The organism is Natronoarchaeum sp. GCM10025321, from assembly GCF_042663585.1.
GTDB lineage: Archaea > Halobacteriota > Halobacteria > Halobacteriales > Natronoarchaeaceae > Natranaeroarchaeum.
The window spans coordinates 2,966,551-2,981,965 of the sequence record NZ_JBHTAN010000006.1 but is presented as its reverse complement, the minus strand read 5'-3'; the positions used below and the strand labels follow the sequence as shown (position 1 = coordinate 2,981,965).

The 15,415-nt window shown below is 63.8% G+C and carries 12 protein-coding genes; 3 read left to right on the top strand and 9 right to left on the bottom strand.

Annotation, left to right across the window (positions count from 1 at the left end; all coding sequences use genetic code 11):
* Positions 1-100: 100 nt before the first annotated feature.
* Genes ACFQL3_RS18185 through ACFQL3_RS18175 form a run of 3 tightly spaced genes read right to left on the bottom strand, consistent with a single transcriptional unit; the run spans position 101 to position 3,330 of the window.
* The gene (locus tag ACFQL3_RS18185; RefSeq protein WP_377056935.1) at positions 101-1,126 is read right to left on the bottom strand and encodes a sugar ABC transporter permease; all 1,026 of its coding nucleotides are present in this window, start codon (positions 1,124-1,126) and stop codon (positions 101-103) included.
* On the bottom strand, positions 1,123-2,085 hold the full coding sequence (locus tag ACFQL3_RS18180; protein ID WP_377056933.1) for a carbohydrate ABC transporter permease: 963 nt from the start codon (positions 2,083-2,085) through the stop codon (positions 1,123-1,125). Before ACFQL3_RS18180 ends, ACFQL3_RS18185 begins: the two co-directional genes overlap by 4 nt.
* A gap of 21 nt (positions 2,086-2,106) precedes the next feature.
* Positions 2,107-3,330 (bottom strand): sugar ABC transporter substrate-binding protein, encoded by a 1,224-nt coding sequence (locus ACFQL3_RS18175; RefSeq protein ID WP_377056931.1) that lies wholly within the window; start codon positions 3,328-3,330, stop codon positions 2,107-2,109.
* Positions 3,331-3,635: 305 nt separating this feature from the next.
* Here ACFQL3_RS18175 and ACFQL3_RS18170 point away from each other — a divergent pair, with 305 nt between their 5' ends.
* The gene (locus ACFQL3_RS18170; RefSeq protein ID WP_377056929.1) at positions 3,636-4,775 is read left to right on the top strand and encodes an ABC transporter ATP-binding protein; all 1,140 of its coding nucleotides are present in this window, start codon (positions 3,636-3,638) and stop codon (positions 4,773-4,775) included.
* 201 nt (positions 4,776-4,976) lie between these two features.
* Here ACFQL3_RS18170 and ACFQL3_RS18165 read toward each other — a convergent pair whose 3' ends face one another.
* Positions 4,977-7,055 carry a glucan 1,4-alpha-glucosidase gene (locus ACFQL3_RS18165; protein ID WP_377056927.1) on the bottom strand — a complete coding sequence of 693 codons (2,079 nt, stop codon included), beginning with the start codon at positions 7,053-7,055 and terminating at the stop codon, positions 4,977-4,979.
* 167 nt (positions 7,056-7,222) lie between these two features.
* Between ACFQL3_RS18165 and ACFQL3_RS18160 the strand changes: the two genes are divergently transcribed.
* Positions 7,223-9,292 (top strand): alpha-amylase family glycosyl hydrolase, encoded by a 2,070-nt coding sequence (locus tag ACFQL3_RS18160; protein WP_377056925.1) that lies wholly within the window; start codon positions 7,223-7,225, stop codon positions 9,290-9,292.
* Positions 9,293-9,389: 97 nt separating this feature from the next.
* A complete protein-coding gene (locus tag ACFQL3_RS18155) occupies positions 9,390-10,448 on the top strand; it encodes a TrmB family transcriptional regulator (protein WP_377056923.1) in 1,059 nt (352 codons plus the stop codon).
* Here the strand turns inward: ACFQL3_RS18155 and pepF are convergent.
* The 5 genes from pepF to ACFQL3_RS18130 all read right to left on the bottom strand — a co-directional run bounded on the left by pepF (position 10,445) and on the right by ACFQL3_RS18130 (position 15,301).
* Complete coding sequence (gene pepF / locus ACFQL3_RS18150; protein ID WP_377056921.1) at positions 10,445-12,235, bottom strand: oligoendopeptidase F; 1,791 nt, start codon at positions 12,233-12,235, stop codon at positions 10,445-10,447. The genes ACFQL3_RS18155 and pepF overlap by 4 nt on opposite strands.
* A 64-nt stretch (positions 12,236-12,299) precedes the next feature.
* Positions 12,300-12,536: a hypothetical protein gene (locus ACFQL3_RS18145; RefSeq protein WP_377056919.1), complete on the bottom strand. Its 237-nt coding sequence runs from the start codon at positions 12,534-12,536 to the stop codon at positions 12,300-12,302.
* Between the two features lie 45 nt (positions 12,537-12,581).
* Positions 12,582-13,439 (bottom strand): tRNA pseudouridine(38-40) synthase TruA, encoded by an 858-nt coding sequence (gene truA, locus ACFQL3_RS18140; protein ID WP_377056917.1) that lies wholly within the window; start codon positions 13,437-13,439, stop codon positions 12,582-12,584.
* A 39-nt stretch (positions 13,440-13,478) separates the two neighbouring features.
* Complete coding sequence (locus ACFQL3_RS18135; protein ID WP_377056915.1) at positions 13,479-13,922, bottom strand: TIGR00725 family protein; 444 nt, start codon at positions 13,920-13,922, stop codon at positions 13,479-13,481.
* A gap of 50 nt (positions 13,923-13,972) precedes the next feature.
* A complete protein-coding gene (locus tag ACFQL3_RS18130; RefSeq protein WP_377056912.1) occupies positions 13,973-15,301 on the bottom strand; it encodes an NADH:flavin oxidoreductase in 1,329 nt (442 codons plus the stop codon).
* Positions 15,302-15,415: the final 114 nt, after the last annotated feature.

Here is a 15,415-nt window from a genome sequence, read left to right as displayed (position 1 = left end):
TAGCACTGTCCAGAACCGAAGGGCTGGAGCCGTCGCCTTCACGGAGATTGCGACAACCGTACGCGGACAGCAAAAGGAATGGACCGAGAGAGCGAGCCGTCTATCCTTCCATACCGCCGAAGGACAGTCCGCTCTCGACGTACCGCTGGCTGAAGAAGTAGATCGTCGCCACCGGGAGCGCATAGATCAGTGCGAACGCCGAGAACTGCCCCCATGGCGTGCTGAACTCGTCGACCAGGGAGTACAGCCCCACCGAGAGCGGGTGTTTGTCCGCGCTCAGCAGGATCTGTGCCAGGATGAACTCGTTCCAGCCCGCCAGGAAGACGAAGATGAACACGACTGCGAGGCCTGGCTTCGCTAGCGGGAGGATGATCTCCCAGACAACGCGCCACCGCGAGGCGCCGTCCATGATCGCCGCCTCCTCGTAGGATTCGGGGATGTTGTCCATGAACGTCTTCAGCAGCCACGTGTTGAACGGGATCGCTCCCGCCGCGTACAGCGCGGCAACCGCGAGGTAGCTATTCAGAAGCCCAAGCTGGTTGAACACAACGTAGATCGCGATCAGCGCCGCAATCGAGATCCCGCCGCCAACCTGTGTCAACAGCACGTAGCCGTACAGTAGCGGCTTCCGTCCCATGAACTCCCGCCGCGAGAACGCGTATGCGGCAGGGATGATCAGAAGCATCGAGAACACGACTGTCGGGACGACCAACTGGATACTGTTGGCCAGATACGAACTCATGAAGCCTTCCCACCAGCCGACCGTTGGTGCGGAACCGGGGTACGGGTCAAAGAAGAACCCGGACTCCTGGACCAGCCACTCGAACGCGCCGAGGTTCCACTCGGACGGCGAGGCGAAAAAGCCCTCCTGGTACAGGCTCGCCGCGCCCGTGCCAGCCGCCAGCGCTACGTTGATCATGTAGTACAGCGGGAACAGCAACACGACCAGCAGCAAGACTGCACCGAGGGTCGCGCCCGCGGTCAGTCCGACTTCGCGATAGGACGCCCGGCCGTCGCGGAGCGCCCGCACCGTATCGACGAGTTCGCGCGCCGCCCTAATCGGTGCCTTTGCGCCGTGAACCACGTCATCCTTGATATCACCAAGGATGTTTTTACTCATGCTCATTGTTCCGAGAGTCCCTCCGCGAGTTGACCTTTTCTAACGTTGATCCACATGAAGACCCCGATGAAGATCAGGGCGATCACCATGATCGCCGCACCGATCCCCATTCGTGGGGGCGACTGGAACGCTTCCCGGTAGCCGTAGAGCAGAATGAACTCGTTAGTACGCGAGGGGCCACCGTTGTTGAAGATGAAGGGCACGAGGAACTGCTGGAACGAGGTCGCACCCGTCAGGATCGACGCGAACCAGACCGGCCGTTTGATCGCCGGCAGTGTCACGTGGACGAACCGCTGCAGATAGCCTGCGCCGTCGACTTTCGCCGCGTCGTGAAGTTCGCCCGAGACGTCCTGCAGCGCGCTCACGATGATGATCAGCATGAACGCGTACGCCAGCCACAGTTCGGTGACGACGTAGGACATGAACGCCAGCCACCGATCGAAGAAGAAGCCGATCGGTTCGGGGTTCCGGCCGAGGAACCCGGCGACGCTGATGTACACCTCGTTGGCGATACCGTAGCGGGCCGGACTGAACATCTGTCGCCAGACAGTGATGGTGAAGACTGGCGGTAGACCCAGTGGGATAATCGCCAGCGCTCGCATGTAGCGCTTGCCGCGGACACGGTCGTGTGTGAACACAAGCGCCAGCGAGACACTGAAGATGATCTTCAGCACGACGCTGACGAAGACGAACAGCCAGGTGACACCCATCGATGTCCAGAACTGGCCGTCCTGCACGAGTTGCGAGTAGTTACTGAGCGCGATGAAGTCGTACGTGCCCCGGATCAGATCCTCCGCACCGCCTGCGTTGGTGAACGAGAGGAAGACCAGGTACATGATCGGGTAGAGCATGAAGATCCCGTAGGCAAGCAAGCCTGGAAGGACCAACAGCCCCGCCTGATCCTCTTTCGAGGGCAGACGCTGTGCTAACCAGGACCGGTCGGCGTTTTCACTGGAAAAACTCATAAAGAAATGTGGTGTTGAGGGTTACTCTTCGGATTCGGACCAGCTGTCTCGGATCGCGTCGGCCGCCTCCGAGAACTCGGTCTCGATGTCTCCATCCGCAGTGAGGACTTCCGTCATTGCGTCCTCAAGCGGGCCCCAGACCTGGTTCATGCGGGCGTCGATCGGCATCGGGATACCCTGGTCGAAGGCGCTCTTGAACGTGGCGACTTGCGCCGGAAGGGCGTCCTGATCGATGGAGTCAAGCACAGGAATGTAGGAGTGTTCCTCGGCGTAGTGCTTGACGACCTCCTCGTTCGTGGTGAACCATTCGGCGAACTCGATCGCCGTGGCCTTTCGATCCTCGTTCTCGGACACAATATCCGAGAAGAACCAGACGTCGATCCCGTTGAACGGGGTGAACTCGCCGCCCTCGACGGACGGAAGCTCTGCAATCTCGAAGCTAGCTCCCTGGTTGTTGAAGTCACCGACAGCCCAGGGACCGTTGAAGTGAAGCGGCGCGTTGCCGTTCACGAACGGCGGGATCTGTGATTCGTACGTGGTATCGGCCGGCATGTACTGATACAGCTCGCGGGCGAGTTCCATTCCCCGGATCATACCGTCCTCTTCGAGGCCGAGATTGGCCTCGCCGTTCTCGTCGACTTCGAGAACGCGGGACCCGAATGCCTGAAGCGCGTAGCTGAACGTGTATACGTTGATATCCTGCGTGAACCCGTACTGGCCGTTCTGTGGGTTGTGATGCTCCTCGGCAATGGAGACCATCTCGGAGTAGGTCTCCGGCGGCTCGTCGATGAGATCCGGGTTGTAGAACATCGTCATGGTCTCGCCTGAACCCGGCAGACCGACGACGGCGTCCTCTCCCGGCGGGTGGATCGCTTCCACGGCCGGATCCGAGAACGTCTCCTCGACGTTAATGCTGAGGTCGTCCGAGACGTCCGTCAGGAAGCCACGGTTCCAGTGGGAGCCTACCCAGTCGTGTGCCCAGGGCCACATTTCGGGTCCGTCGCCCGACGCGACGGCCGTCTCGATACGATCCTGAAGTGAGCCCTGAGCCTCGGTGGAGATTACCTTATCGTTTTCCTCCTCGAAAGTGCTGATCCACTGGTCCAGCGACTGCTCCTCTCCCTCGGAGAGATCGTACCACATACTCATGTCGTCCGCAGATCCCTCGTCACCGCCGAGACAGCCCGCGAGTGCACTTGTCGCAACGATTCCGCTCGCTCCTTTGAGTACCGTTCGTCGGTCCATATCCATGGATGAATCAATGATGAATTATAACTTCCTTTATTTAATAGTTGGGATTCGGCTCTCCAGTAAAGATCAGTTAACCATCACGACCGGACGAGGAGGTTCCAAGAACAGACAAGCATTGGGGAGATATTACTAATCATAATAAGATATCAAAAGATTAAAACGGCAGCCAGCAATCCGTATCGAGGGATAGCGGGTTATGAGCGTGGCGAAAAATCCGTTTCCAACATGGATGACCTATTTCGTCACATCTTACGACGTTTGAGTAAGAGTTATACGTTCACACACCGGCACAAATAATAATGGCAAGTATTACAGTGAGGAACCTTCGGAAGGAGTACGATAAAGGGACCGTCGTTGCCGTAGAAGGCCTCGACCTGAACATCAAAGACGGGGAGTTCATCACCGTCGTCGGACCATCGGGCTGTGGTAAAACCACCACCCTGCGCATGATCGCGGGGCTGGAGCCCGCCACGGACGGAACGATCCATATCGGCGACGATGACGTTACCGATCTCCACGCGAAGAACCGGGACGTCGCAATGGTGTTCCAGAACTACGCACTGTATCCGCACAAGACCGTCTTCGAGAACATGGAGTTCGGTCTCCGGATGAGTACCGACCTCTCACCCGAAGAGCGTCGCGACCGCGTCCGTAACGCCGCGGAGATGATGGGTATCGAGAGCATGCTCGGCGACAAGCCCGACCAGCTCTCCGGTGGCCAGAAACAGCGCGTCGCGCTTGGCCGCTGTATCGTGCGGGAACCGGGAGTGTTCCTGTTCGACGAGCCGCTCAGCAACCTCGACGCCAAACTCCGCACCTCCATGCGTACCGAGATCCAGCGGCTCCAGGACGAACTCGGCGTCACCTCCGTCTACGTCACCCACGACCAGGAGGAAGCGATGACCATGGGTGACCGAATCGTCATTCTCAACGAAGGCGAACTCCAGCAGGTCGGCCAGCCCAAGGAGGTCTACCAGAACCCGATCAACGAGTTCGTTGGTGGCTTTATCGGCTCGCCATCCATGAACTTCATCGATGTCGAGGCCACCGCAGTGGGCGACGGCATCCAGCTCTCCGAGATCAATGGCCCGTTCCAGTACAAACTCTCGGGCGAGTACGCCGGCGACCTCAACAGCAGCCTCAGCGGACAGCGGTTCAGGCTCGGCATCCGCCCGGAGAGCGTCAAACCGACCCAGTCAGCAGGCGATCAGTCAGTTACCACTACCGTCGAAGTCGTCGAACCGATCGGCTCGGACAACTATCTCCATCTCGATATCGGCGATGACTTCATCGCACGCGTCGAGGCCGACTTCGAACCGGAGATGGGCGATCAGATCGAGATTACGTTCAAAGAGGATCACATCCATCTGTTCTCACCCGACAATGGTCTCGACGTCCTCGCCACCGACGAACAGAAGGAGAAGGCTACTGCGGCCTAAGTCAGCACTCGACTGATCGGGGATCTAACCCACTGTTTTCTGCCGTTTTTTGCCAGGTGAACGGCTCGCACACACAGTACTTGCTATCGGTTTGCCAGTATAAATCCCGAGTCACAACCACAGTACGAACGTAAGATCGGCTTTTGATCTGCAGGCAGTTCGAGAATGTGCACGACTGCGCCACGCACGACGGGGGCCGAGTCAGTCGTCCGCGGCCATTGTCTGCTGAGCCTCGTTCAGTTCCATGGCGGCGAGTTCGGTCTCGGTCGCGAGTCGAAGCGCGTGAGGCCACCCGAGCGGCGTTGCACTGTCGGGCGTCCCGTCGTCGAACACCTGCTCGGGGAGATACGTGGAGTCGAGACAGAGCGAGCCACCCGGGCGGATCGTCGTCATGAGATCCAGCGCACAGTCGGCCATCTCGGAGGCTGCCGCGCGGTCGTGCTCGTCCAGCAGTCGCGCGAGCTTGGTCGCAGAGTTCGCGCCCCAGGCGGTCGAGACCGTCCAGATCTTCTCGTGGGACTGCTCGCGCATCCGCCATTCGTCGCCCTCGAACCGGATGAGGCCGCGGACATCGCTCCCTTCGGGGTCCCGATAGAGCCCTTCAATCGTCGTCGAGAGATGCGAGACGAGGCGGTCGAGGCGTTGATCGTCGACCTGCCCGACCGCCGCGTAATCGTGGTGGGCCCCGGCGAGGGCCAGGGCGCTAGAGTCCAGTCGCTCGTCGAGTTCGCCGTCTTCGAGACGGATCGCGTAGGCCCCGCGGTCGGGCATCCAGAGGTCGTCGATTCCGTCGTACACCGCGTCGGCCTGCTCGGCCGCGTGATCCGCCAGTTCGTCTTTGACGGGCGAGCGAGCAACGGCGGCGTAGGCGTGGAGAAACGTCGCCGCGGTGTGAGCGAACTGGCCGGTCATGTTCTCCCACGCGTTCTGTGCGGTCTGGGGGAGGCCGGTCCCTTCGAGGGTGTCGTCGAGCCCCTCGACTGCGTCCGCGAGCACCGACTCGATTGCCTCGGGATCCTCCGGGTCGCCGATGCGGAGATACGTCCCGAGGAAGGCAGCGACGCTACCGGTCTGGTCGGCCTGATAGTCGGTGCCCTCCCCGCGGTCGGCGGTGGCCGCGGTGCTGTCGCGGTTCTCGCCAGCCTCGATCCGTCCGTGGGCCCAGCCTGGCGCGAGCGAACCGTCGGACGGCCAGACGCGGTGGGGCCACGTCCCGTCCGGACGCTGGGTGTCAGCGTAGAACTGCGCGCTGGCCTCGTGCCAGGCGGAGAGATCCAGGTCGGTCCGCTGGTCGGTCTCCAGCAGGAAGCGGGAGATTTCGGCGTCGTCGCGGAACCAGGTGTAGCCGTAGCCGCCCGAGTAGGTGTAGGTCGGATCGAAATCCGGCCCTGCGATGCGTGCGCCGGTGTTCGCCGAGAGCAGAGAGAGCACTCGTAGGTCGTCGGTCGATCCGGTCTCGTCATCGAGTCCGGACGTCCAGTCGGGCATCTGTGCCTCGCCCGCCTCGAGCACGGAGTCGGCCGCCGCATACTGCTCGGCGAGGGCGGTCACTTCGTCGAGAGCGGCGTGCTGGCTCGTCTCGGCTATCTCGGTCAGTAGCGAGACGACGGTGACCGATCCGGAGTCGTCGAACGGCACGGTGGCGAAGGCAGTCCCGCCGAGTTTATTCTGCTCGTACCGGCCGCCGTCGACTGCTCGGGGGAACTCGACTGGCCCTGCGCTGTCGAGCACCTCTTCGATCCCCTCGGGGACCTGTCCGAGCAACGTTCCGAAGTCGGTCGAGGCCGCGAGGTAGTCATGCTCGCGGCGGTGATAGACTTCGAGGGCGTCCTGATGAGCGAGTTGGCCGACCCGGGAGGCGGCCGTCTCGGGCGCAAACGTCACCGAGATACAGAGTTCGCCATCCTCGACTCCCTGTGCCTCGACGTTGGTAACGTGCGCGCTATCGAGCGTCAGATCCCGCTGAACGATCGTCACGGTTCCGTCGGTATGCTCGGTTTCGACGACTGCGGTATCCGCCGCGTACTCCTGTCGACGCGTCTCGAACTCGTCGAACCAGGTGATTTCGTCGTCGGCATAGAGCCCGAACTGGAGGGATTCGATCCCCGCGAGTCCGGTCAGTGGATAGGAGAAGTCACGAAGTGAGCCGTCAGGATCGACGTGTACCAGTCGTCCGTCGATACCCGAAAACATTCCCGTCGTCGATCGGCGTTCACCCGGAAACTCTGTCTCGCTGCCGAGTGTCTGTTTGTAATCCCGAAGCGCAGTCCGGAGTTTCATTGCTGGATCAAAAGCCACCCACAAATATAAACATTGTTGAAAAAGTAATTCACATATGCAGCTCCTAAACGGCCCGTACACGAGGTTTTAACAGTTTTAATGGCCCTACTCCGGCGCATCGTCCCCATCACGATCAATTTAGGTAGGTCGAGTGATACCGCCAGCACATGACCAGCGGACCGCCACGAACGACCACGGTCGGAACGGCGATTCAACTCGCGCCACGGGATCCCCAGCCGGACGAGCAGTATGGGTGGACTATCGAGCGCGCGCCGGACGGGAGCATCGCGACCGTCGGTGAGACGCCGGTCGTGGCGTTCGAACCGGACGTCGCCGGCGTCTACGAACTCTCGTTGGCAACTCCCGGCACGCGGACACAGACGGTCCGCGTCTTCGAGGACGACAGACGGCCCGCCAGGTTCGAGCTTCCGATCGAGGAGGCGCCCGTTTCCCCCGATGACGATGCGGACCTCGTGATCCACGGGCCGTTCAACGACCACATGGTCGGCCCCGACCGCCCTCGGCTCGACGGTGACAGCTACGTCTACGAGACCGAACTTCCGCCGGGCGATCATATGCACTTCTTTGGCGAACTCGAGGGCGATGTCCGGGCGGTCCGGGACAAACTTACCGTGCCGGGGCCGGGCCGTCCGCAGGTGCGTCTCGACGCCGAACTCGACGGCAACGAGGCAGTCATCACCGCGACGGCGCGCGCGCCGCCGTCCGACGACTACGGCGACGGTGACGTGACAGTCGAGTTCTACCTGGACGACCGGGACGATGTCGACCGCGAGTCGCTCTCGGTCGAGGGCCACGAGGCACGCATCCCACGGTCGGCCATCGATGGGGAGCTACGGGTTCACGCGATTCCGGTCGCAGAGCGCCACGGCGTCGCCGACTGCGTGCGGATCGATACGGACGAGGGGAGCGTGGCGCGGCCGAACGATCCGCCGGAGTGGGCCCGGTCGTCGACGATCTACGAGATTTTCGTCCGGGAGTTCGCCGGTGGACGACTCGACACTACCTTCGAGCAGATCGAGGACAGACTCCCGTACCTCGACTGGCTTGGCGTCGACTGCCTCTGGTTGACGCCGGTGTTGGAAGGCCCAACCCACCACGGCTACCATATCACCGATTACTTCGATACCGCGAGCGACCTGGGACGCCGCGAGGAGTTCGCGGCGCTGGTCGATGCCTGTCACGAGCGCGGGATCCGCGTCGTCTTCGACCTCGTCATCAACCACACCGGGGCCGATCACCCGCACTTCCAGCTGAGCGCCGCGGGCGTCGACGAGTACCGCGAGTGGTACGACTGGGAGGACGGCGAGGCGGCTCATTACTTCAACTGGTCGTCGATCCCGAACCTCAACTTCGAGTCGCTGGCCGTTCGTCGCCACCTGCTCGACGTGGTCGACGAGTGGGCCCCGCTCGTCGACGGCTTCCGGACGGACGTGGCCTGGGGCGTTCCCCACGGCTTCTGGCGGGAGGTCCGCGAGCGAGTGAAAGAAGAAGACTCCGAGTTCCTCCTGCTCGACGAGAAGATTCCCCACGAACCCGAGTACCACGAGCAGGAGTTCGACCTGCATTACGACACGACGCTGTACCAGCAGTTGCTCGACGTGGGCCGCGGCGACGCGCCCGCGGGGTCACTGCTCGACGTCCCGGATCGGATCGCGGATATCGGCTTTCCCGATCACGCCCTCCAGATGCGCTACGTCGAGAACCACGACGAGGACCGCTACATCGCCCAGTGTGGGGAGGCTGGGCTTCGTGCGGCCGCGGCCGCGACCCTGACGTTCCCGGGCGTCCCGATGCTCTACTACGGCCAGGAGCGCGGGATGGCGGGGCGGCGTGATCCGATGGCGTGGGTCGACGGCGACGACGCGCTGACTGCGTTCCACCGGTCGCTACTCCGAACACGAAACGACGAACGCGCACTTCGTGAGGGCGACCTGACGCGGGTGTCGTGGGATGTCGTCGAGGGGCCGACCGACCGAGTGGTGGCTTTCGGCCGCGAGGCAGGCGTGGACGCTGGCAGTCCCGAAACAGACACTGACGCCCTCACCGTCGTCCTCAACTTCGGAACGAAGCCGGCTATCGTGGAACTCCCGGGCGTCGAGTCGACCGATCTACTCACCGACGAGGACGTCGCCGTGCCCCACGAGGCGGTCTCGGCGTCCGAGACCGGTACACGGGTCCGGGTCGAAGACGCCGTCGTCTGTCGACGAACTGACTAAACGCTGGCCAGACTGCCGGGCAGAGCGGGAGTGTTCGGCCGTTCGAGCGAGGCTCACATCTTTAAGTTGATTGATGAGCAAACACTTCACAGTTAATATGGATGAGAGGGGCCTCGGAGATCTGTTGGAACAGTTCGGTCTGTCCGAAAAGGAGATAGATACGTATCTCGCGATCCTCGAACGCGGTGAGGCGAAGGCGAGCGAGATCGCTGCCGAAGCGGACGTCTCGAAGCGATACGTCTACAGTATCAGCGAAGAGCTCGACGAACGCGGGTTCGTCGAAGTGAAAGACCACGAAGTACCGACGAAGATACGAGCAGTCCCGCCAGAGGACGTTATCGAGAAGCTCTCGGGGACGCTGGAGACGATGGAGCCCGAACTCGAACAGCGGTTCACGAGCACTGAAGAGGACATCAAGCAGTTCGAGGTGATCAAATCGCGCTCGACCGTGCTGAAACGGATCGAGACGCTACTCGAACGCGCTGAGGAGGAGGTGACGCTGATCCTCCCGCCGTCGCTGCTCTCGGCACTCCGATCCAAACTCGTCGAGACGGTCGACCGCAACGTGATGGTGTTGCTCCTGCTGAGCGGTCCCGAAGCCGAGGAGACGCCGGTCGAAGAGCTCGACGGCGTTGCCAGCGCGGTGCGGTCCTGGCAGGCGCGTGCACCCGCGATCATCACCGTCGACGCGCAGTTCGGGCTGATCGCGCCCAACGAGATGCTGACGGCGTCGAACAGCGACGCCAACGCCATCTCGCTCGTCCAGCGCCAGTTGGTGCCGGTCATCGTCGGCTCCTTCCTCGGCAACTACTGGCCGATCGCCAAGGAGCTCTACGTGGGCCAAGAGACCGAACTCCCGCGGACGTTCACGAGCTTCCGCCACGCCGTTCTGCAGGCCGCACTCCGGATGAATCAGGGCGAAGAACTCACGGCAACGGTCAAAGGCCGGACGGTGAGTTCGGAGGACGGACTCGAAACGCTGGAGGGGGAGGTGGTCTCGGTGCGCCAGGGACTGGTCAAACCGGCGACAAACTCCTTCCCGGTCGAGAGCGCGTTCACCGTCGACGCCGACGGCGAACCCGTCTCCGTGGGCGGTAGCGGGGCGTTCATCGAGGACTTCGAGGCCGAAACGGTTCGCCTCTCGGTGGAGTCCTAGAGCAGCGCCTCGAACTCGTCGAGATGCTCGTCGTAGGTCGAGAGCGCCGCCTCGATCGGTTCGGATGAGGACATGTCGACGCCAGCATCGGCGAGCAGTTCGAGCGGGTACTCCCGGGAGCCACGTTCGAGGAACCCGTGATACCGGTCGACCGCTGGCTGACCCTCCTCGAGGATGTCGTTGGCGAGCGCGACGGCCGCGCTGATGCCCGTACTGTACTGGTAGACGTAGTACGCCCGGTAGAAGTGGGGGATCCGCATCCACTCGCGGCCGATCCGATCGTCGATCGCCGCTGGCTCGTAGAACTCCGCTTTGAGGTCGCCGTACAGGCTGTCGAGTCGGTCGGGGGTGAGCGCGCCGCCGTCCTCGACGATCTCGTGGGCCTGATGCTCGAAGTCGGCGAACATGGTCTGTCGGTACAGCGTCGAGCGGAACCGTTCGAGATACTCGTTGAGGATATGTCGACGGAACTGCGGGTCCTCGACCGTATCGAGCAGGTGGCGGGTGAGCAGTGACTCGTTGACCGTGCTCGCCACTTCCGCAGTAAAGATCTCGTAGCTACTGTAGACGTAGGGCTGGTTCTCGCTGGTAAACTGCGAGTGCATCGAGTGGCCGAGTTCGTGGGCCAGCGTGAACATCGAGGAGACGTCGTCCTGATAGTTCATCAGGATGAACGGCTGGGTGTCGTAGGTGCCGCCCGAGTAGGCACCGCTCTGTTTCCCGCGGTTCTCGTAGACGTCGACCCAGCGCGAGTCGAGCCCCTCCGCGACGCGGGACTGGTACTCCTCGCCCAGCGCGCCGAGTGCCTCGACGACGTGCTCGCGGGCGTCTTCGTACTCCAGCGTTGGGCTCTCTGTTTCCGTCATCGGCATGTACAGATCCCACATCTGGAGTTCGTCGACGTCCAGCGCGCGACGTTTGAGGTCGGCGTGGCGGTGGAGTTTGTCGAGGTTCTCGCGGACGGTGTCGACGAGGTTGTCGTACACGTCGACCGGAACGTTCGGGCCGTTCATCGCCGCCTCGCGGGCAGTCTCGTAGTTGCGTGCGCGAGCCAGTTTCACGTCGGCTTTCACGCTGTTGCGGTAGGACGTCGCCACCGTATTGCGGATCCCCTCCCACTCGTCGTAGAACTGCTCGTAGACCTCCCGACGGAACGCGCGGTCGGGGTCTTTCTGCAGGTTCGTGAAGTTCGCCAGCGAGATTTCGACGGCCTCCCCCTCGGGATCTTCGACGGTCGGGAACTCCACATCGGCGTTCGTGAGGATGTTGTAGATCTCGCCGGACGCGCCGGTGACCTCGGAGAGATCGGCGAGCAGTCCCTCGATCTCGGCCGAGCGGGTGTGCTCGCGCATCCGCACCACGTCGTCGACGTAGTGCTCGTAGACCTCCAGATCGGGTTCGGACTCCAGCAGGGCATCGAGTTCGTCGTCGTCGAGCGACTGGAGTTCGGGTTCGAGAAAGCTCGACGCGCTCGACGCGTCGGCCGCAAGGGACTGCGAGCGAGTCGTCATCGCCTGATACTCCTGATCCCGGGTGTCCTCGTCGCGGCGCATTCGGGCGTACGCGGCGATCTGCTGAACCGCCCGCATCACCGACTCGTACAGTTCCAGAAACTCGAGTAACGTCTCCCCGTCCTCGGTGGCCTCACCCTCGTAGCTCGCCAGTTCGTCGACGCGCTCTTCGACTTCCTCGTAGGCTTCCTCCCAGTCCTCGTCGGTCGTATAGATGCTCTCCAGATCCCACTTGTACTCTGCATCGATCTCCGAGCGCTCCGGTACGGAACTCATTCTGGCCCGTAGTTCGGTGTGGGAGGGCAAAATCCTGTTGCCGAATCGGGGCTTTCAGATCGGTTCAGCGCCTCGTCCCCGCCGCCGTCTCGATAACTCGCGCCAGCCCGAGAACGGCGAGATACGTCGCGACGGCGAGCACGAGCGAGAACAGCAGCCAGCCGAACAGCGTCGTCCCGAGGCCCGGATCGAGAAAGAGTGGCTGGGCCAGCCGATAGCCGCCCATTGCGGCCAGCACGCCCGCCGTGATCCGGAGCGACCCGCGCCAGTACCGGCCGAACTCCTCGGGAGAGCGGTCCATGCCCCGGCCGAGGGCGCGGGGTCACTAAGACGTTCCCCTCCGGCGTTACTGTGGCCCGCCTCGACTCTCGCCACCGTCGGGCGCCGACCCGACCCCGCTTGCGAGGTGGCCGGCGACGCGCGCTCCGGTGGCCTGTTCGATGCGGGTCGCCTCGAACACCGTCCGGGCGCTCTCGACCGCATCGGCGTCGACGTCGAGAGAGAGGCCGTCCGGGACCGCCTCGCTCCCCGCGTACGAGACGTCTGTGAGCACCAGCGCCTGGGCCGGTGCGGGCGCGACGCCGTCAGGGCCATCGAGCGGCTCCTCGTCGAGCACGCGTTCGACGTCCGAAAGCGGGCGCTCGCCGGCCGCCACGGACGCGACGAGCGAGACGACCCGGCGGACGAGTTGTCGGCAGAAGCCGCTTGCAGTGAGCGTGAGGACGACGAAGGGGCCGTCGACGGTGAGTTCGGTGTCGAGGTCGCGGACCGTGCCGTCCGCGTCGGGCGTCAGGTTGTGGAAGTCGTGCCGGCCCGAGAGGGCGTCGAGAGCGTCCCGTGCCATCTCGACGTCGGACTCGGGCGCGTGCAGATGGTAGGTGTAGCGGCGCTCTGTCGCGTGATGAGTGGCGTGAAACCCCTCGGGGGTCGACGCACTCGCCCACGCCCGGACCTCGGCCGGGAGTTCGCTGTTGAACGCTCTCGGGGAGAGCCAACCGGGAGCCTCGAACGCGATGGTCTGGGCGAGCGCAGAGACGCCCGCGTCGGTGCGCCCGGCCGCGGCGTATCCCGGCGGTTTCTCGCCCGAGAAGGCGTCGAGCGTGCGCAGGGCGTCGAAGAGGTCGTCCTCGACGGTCGGCACGTCAGGCTGGCGTTGAAAGCCGTAGTAGGGCCGGCCATCGTAGGCGATCCGGTAGGCTCGCATGGAGTGACCGTTGGCGTGGCCGGGATTTACGCGCTGGGATTACCGACCCGCCAACTCGACGTGATCGACCGCTTCCGCGGGCGTCTCGACTGCCTCGACGCCGTCGACGTCGTGCGTGTCGAGTCCCGCGACTGGCCGCCCCGTATCCAGCGCGTGGGCGATCTCCGAGAGCGTCCCCGTGCTCCCGTCGACCGCGACCGCGGCGTCACCGTTCAGGACGACCAGGACGTTTCGGGCGTTCCCCAGCCCCGTCGCAATCGGCGTCGTGACGTACTGGTTGGCTTCCCCGCGGTCCTCGCCCGGCAGGATCCCGATGGTCTCGCCGCCCTCGTCGTGTGCGCCGCGACAGGCCGCCTCCATGACGCCACCCAGGCCGCCACAGACGACCGTGTGTCCCCGCTTGGCGATGACTCTCCCGAGCCGTCTGGCCGTCTCGTACTCCGCATCTTCGACCGTCCCGCCGCCGATGACGCTGACTCGCATAGCTGTCGCTTTCCGGCGGAGACGGAAACCTTCTCTCCCGGAGTCGAACGCTACGACTCCTCGCGCTCGTAGGCCCCTTGCTGCTGTAACTCGCCGTGTCGCCGCAGTATCTCGGGCGTCCGGCAGACGCCGGGCGCGCCGGTGGCCTGCGGAACGGTGCAGTTGTTACAGCTCTCACAGAGTACGCGCGAGGACGCATCGGCGTCGAGCAGACGCGCAGCGAGTCGCGGTTCGGCGTAAAACGGGCGGGCCATCCCGACGGCGTCACAGGCTGGTTGGCCCCCGTTCGCGCCGAGCAACCGATCCATCTGTCCGCGCTCGCGGATACCCCCCTCGGCGAGGACGGGGCTGTCGACACGCTCGCGGACGCGCCGGCAGAACGTCTCGTTCCAGGCCGGTTCGAACTCGAAGCGGCGGGCCTGCAAGCGATTGAGCGCGGCGACGGCGCGGGCCCGATACCGGCTTCCGAACGCCTCGGCGTAGCCGTCCTGGAACCCCTCCATCCCCCACGCGCGGTCGGGATACTCCCCGCGGACGATGCTCATGTCCCAGAACGTCGACGTGACGACGGGGACGAACGCGTCGAAGCCGATGGCGTCGAGGCGGGCCGCGATATCGACGCCGTCGTCGAGCGAGAGATGGCGGCGGACCGCGCGGGGCGCGGCGGTCTCGGCCGGGACTTTGGTGAGAATCGGCACGTCTCCGGCGCGCTCGCGGATCTCGTCGTAGACGAGTTCGAGAAAGCGCGTCCGCGCGGCGAGCGAGCCACCGAACTCGTCGTCCCGCCGGTTGTAAAACGGCGAGAGGAATTGCTGGATGATCCCCATGTTCGCACCGGCGAGATGGATCGCATCGTAGCCGGCATCGACCGCGTAGCCGGCCGAACGGCCGAAGTCCGCCGCGAGGTCGTAGACCTGCTCGGTCGTCATCAGATCGGGGTCGTAAGCGACCACGCCCAGCCGGTCGAGCGCGCGGAGTTGCCAGGGCGGCCGCGAGACGGCCAGTTGGGTGAGGTCCGGGTTGGCGGCCCGGTAGCCCGCGTGCCAGGTCTCCATGCTCCGCAGACCGCCGTACTCTAGCTGGATGGCGATGGTCGCGCCGTGGTCGTGGATCCGCTCGGTGAGCGCGGAGAGGTCGTCGACGAACGCCGGGTCGTGGACCCGGGTCATCCCCGGCGCGGCACACCCCCCCTCCGGCCGGACGATAGTCGCTCCCTGACAGAGCAGGCCGAGACCCGAGGCCGCGCCGGGTTCGAGATCCGCGATCAGCGTTTCGACGGCATCGGGACCGTTGCCCGCACATTCGAGCAAGGGCGCTCGGTACAGCCGGTTCGGGACGGTGAGGTCGCCGATTTGTAGTGGATCCTCGAGCCGCGACATGAGCCGTACTATCGGCGCGGAGGGCTTCAACCCACGGGCAGATCGCCCGGCGAAGTCGACGCCGACTCGGACGGCGAGGAGCGATGCAGAGGGCCAACCGCCAAACGGCGACGG

Bases quoted from the DNA above. Each gene is read 5' to 3' on its own strand.
- ACFQL3_RS18155 (WP_377056923.1), top strand. From the start codon at position 9,390: ATGGATGAGAGGGGCCTCGGAGATCTGTTGGAACAGTTCGGTCTGTCC.
- ACFQL3_RS18175 (WP_377056931.1), bottom strand. From the start codon at position 3,330: ATGGACCGACGAACGGTACTCAAAGGAGCGAGCGGAATCGTTGCGACA.
- ACFQL3_RS18130 (WP_377056912.1), bottom strand. From the start codon at position 15,301: ATGTCGCGGCTCGAGGATCCACTACAAATCGGCGACCTCACCGTCCCG.
- ACFQL3_RS18165 (WP_377056927.1), bottom strand. From the start codon at position 7,055: ATGAAACTCCGGACTGCGCTTCGGGATTACAAACAGACACTCGGCAGC.
- ACFQL3_RS18135 (WP_377056915.1), bottom strand. From the start codon at position 13,922: ATGCGAGTCAGCGTCATCGGCGGCGGGACGGTCGAAGATGCGGAGTAC.
- ACFQL3_RS18170 (WP_377056929.1), top strand. From the start codon at position 3,636: ATGGCAAGTATTACAGTGAGGAACCTTCGGAAGGAGTACGATAAAGGG.
- ACFQL3_RS18180 (WP_377056933.1), bottom strand. From the start codon at position 2,085: ATGAGTTTTTCCAGTGAAAACGCCGACCGGTCCTGGTTAGCACAGCGT.
- pepF (WP_377056921.1), bottom strand. From the start codon at position 12,235: ATGAGTTCCGTACCGGAGCGCTCGGAGATCGATGCAGAGTACAAGTGG.
- ACFQL3_RS18160 (WP_377056925.1), top strand. From the start codon at position 7,223: ATGACCAGCGGACCGCCACGAACGACCACGGTCGGAACGGCGATTCAA.
- ACFQL3_RS18185 (WP_377056935.1), bottom strand. From the start codon at position 1,126: ATGAGCATGAGTAAAAACATCCTTGGTGATATCAAGGATGACGTGGTT.
- ACFQL3_RS18145 (WP_377056919.1), bottom strand. From the start codon at position 12,536: ATGGACCGCTCTCCCGAGGAGTTCGGCCGGTACTGGCGCGGGTCGCTC.
- truA (WP_377056917.1), bottom strand. From the start codon at position 13,439: ATGCGAGCCTACCGGATCGCCTACGATGGCCGGCCCTACTACGGCTTT.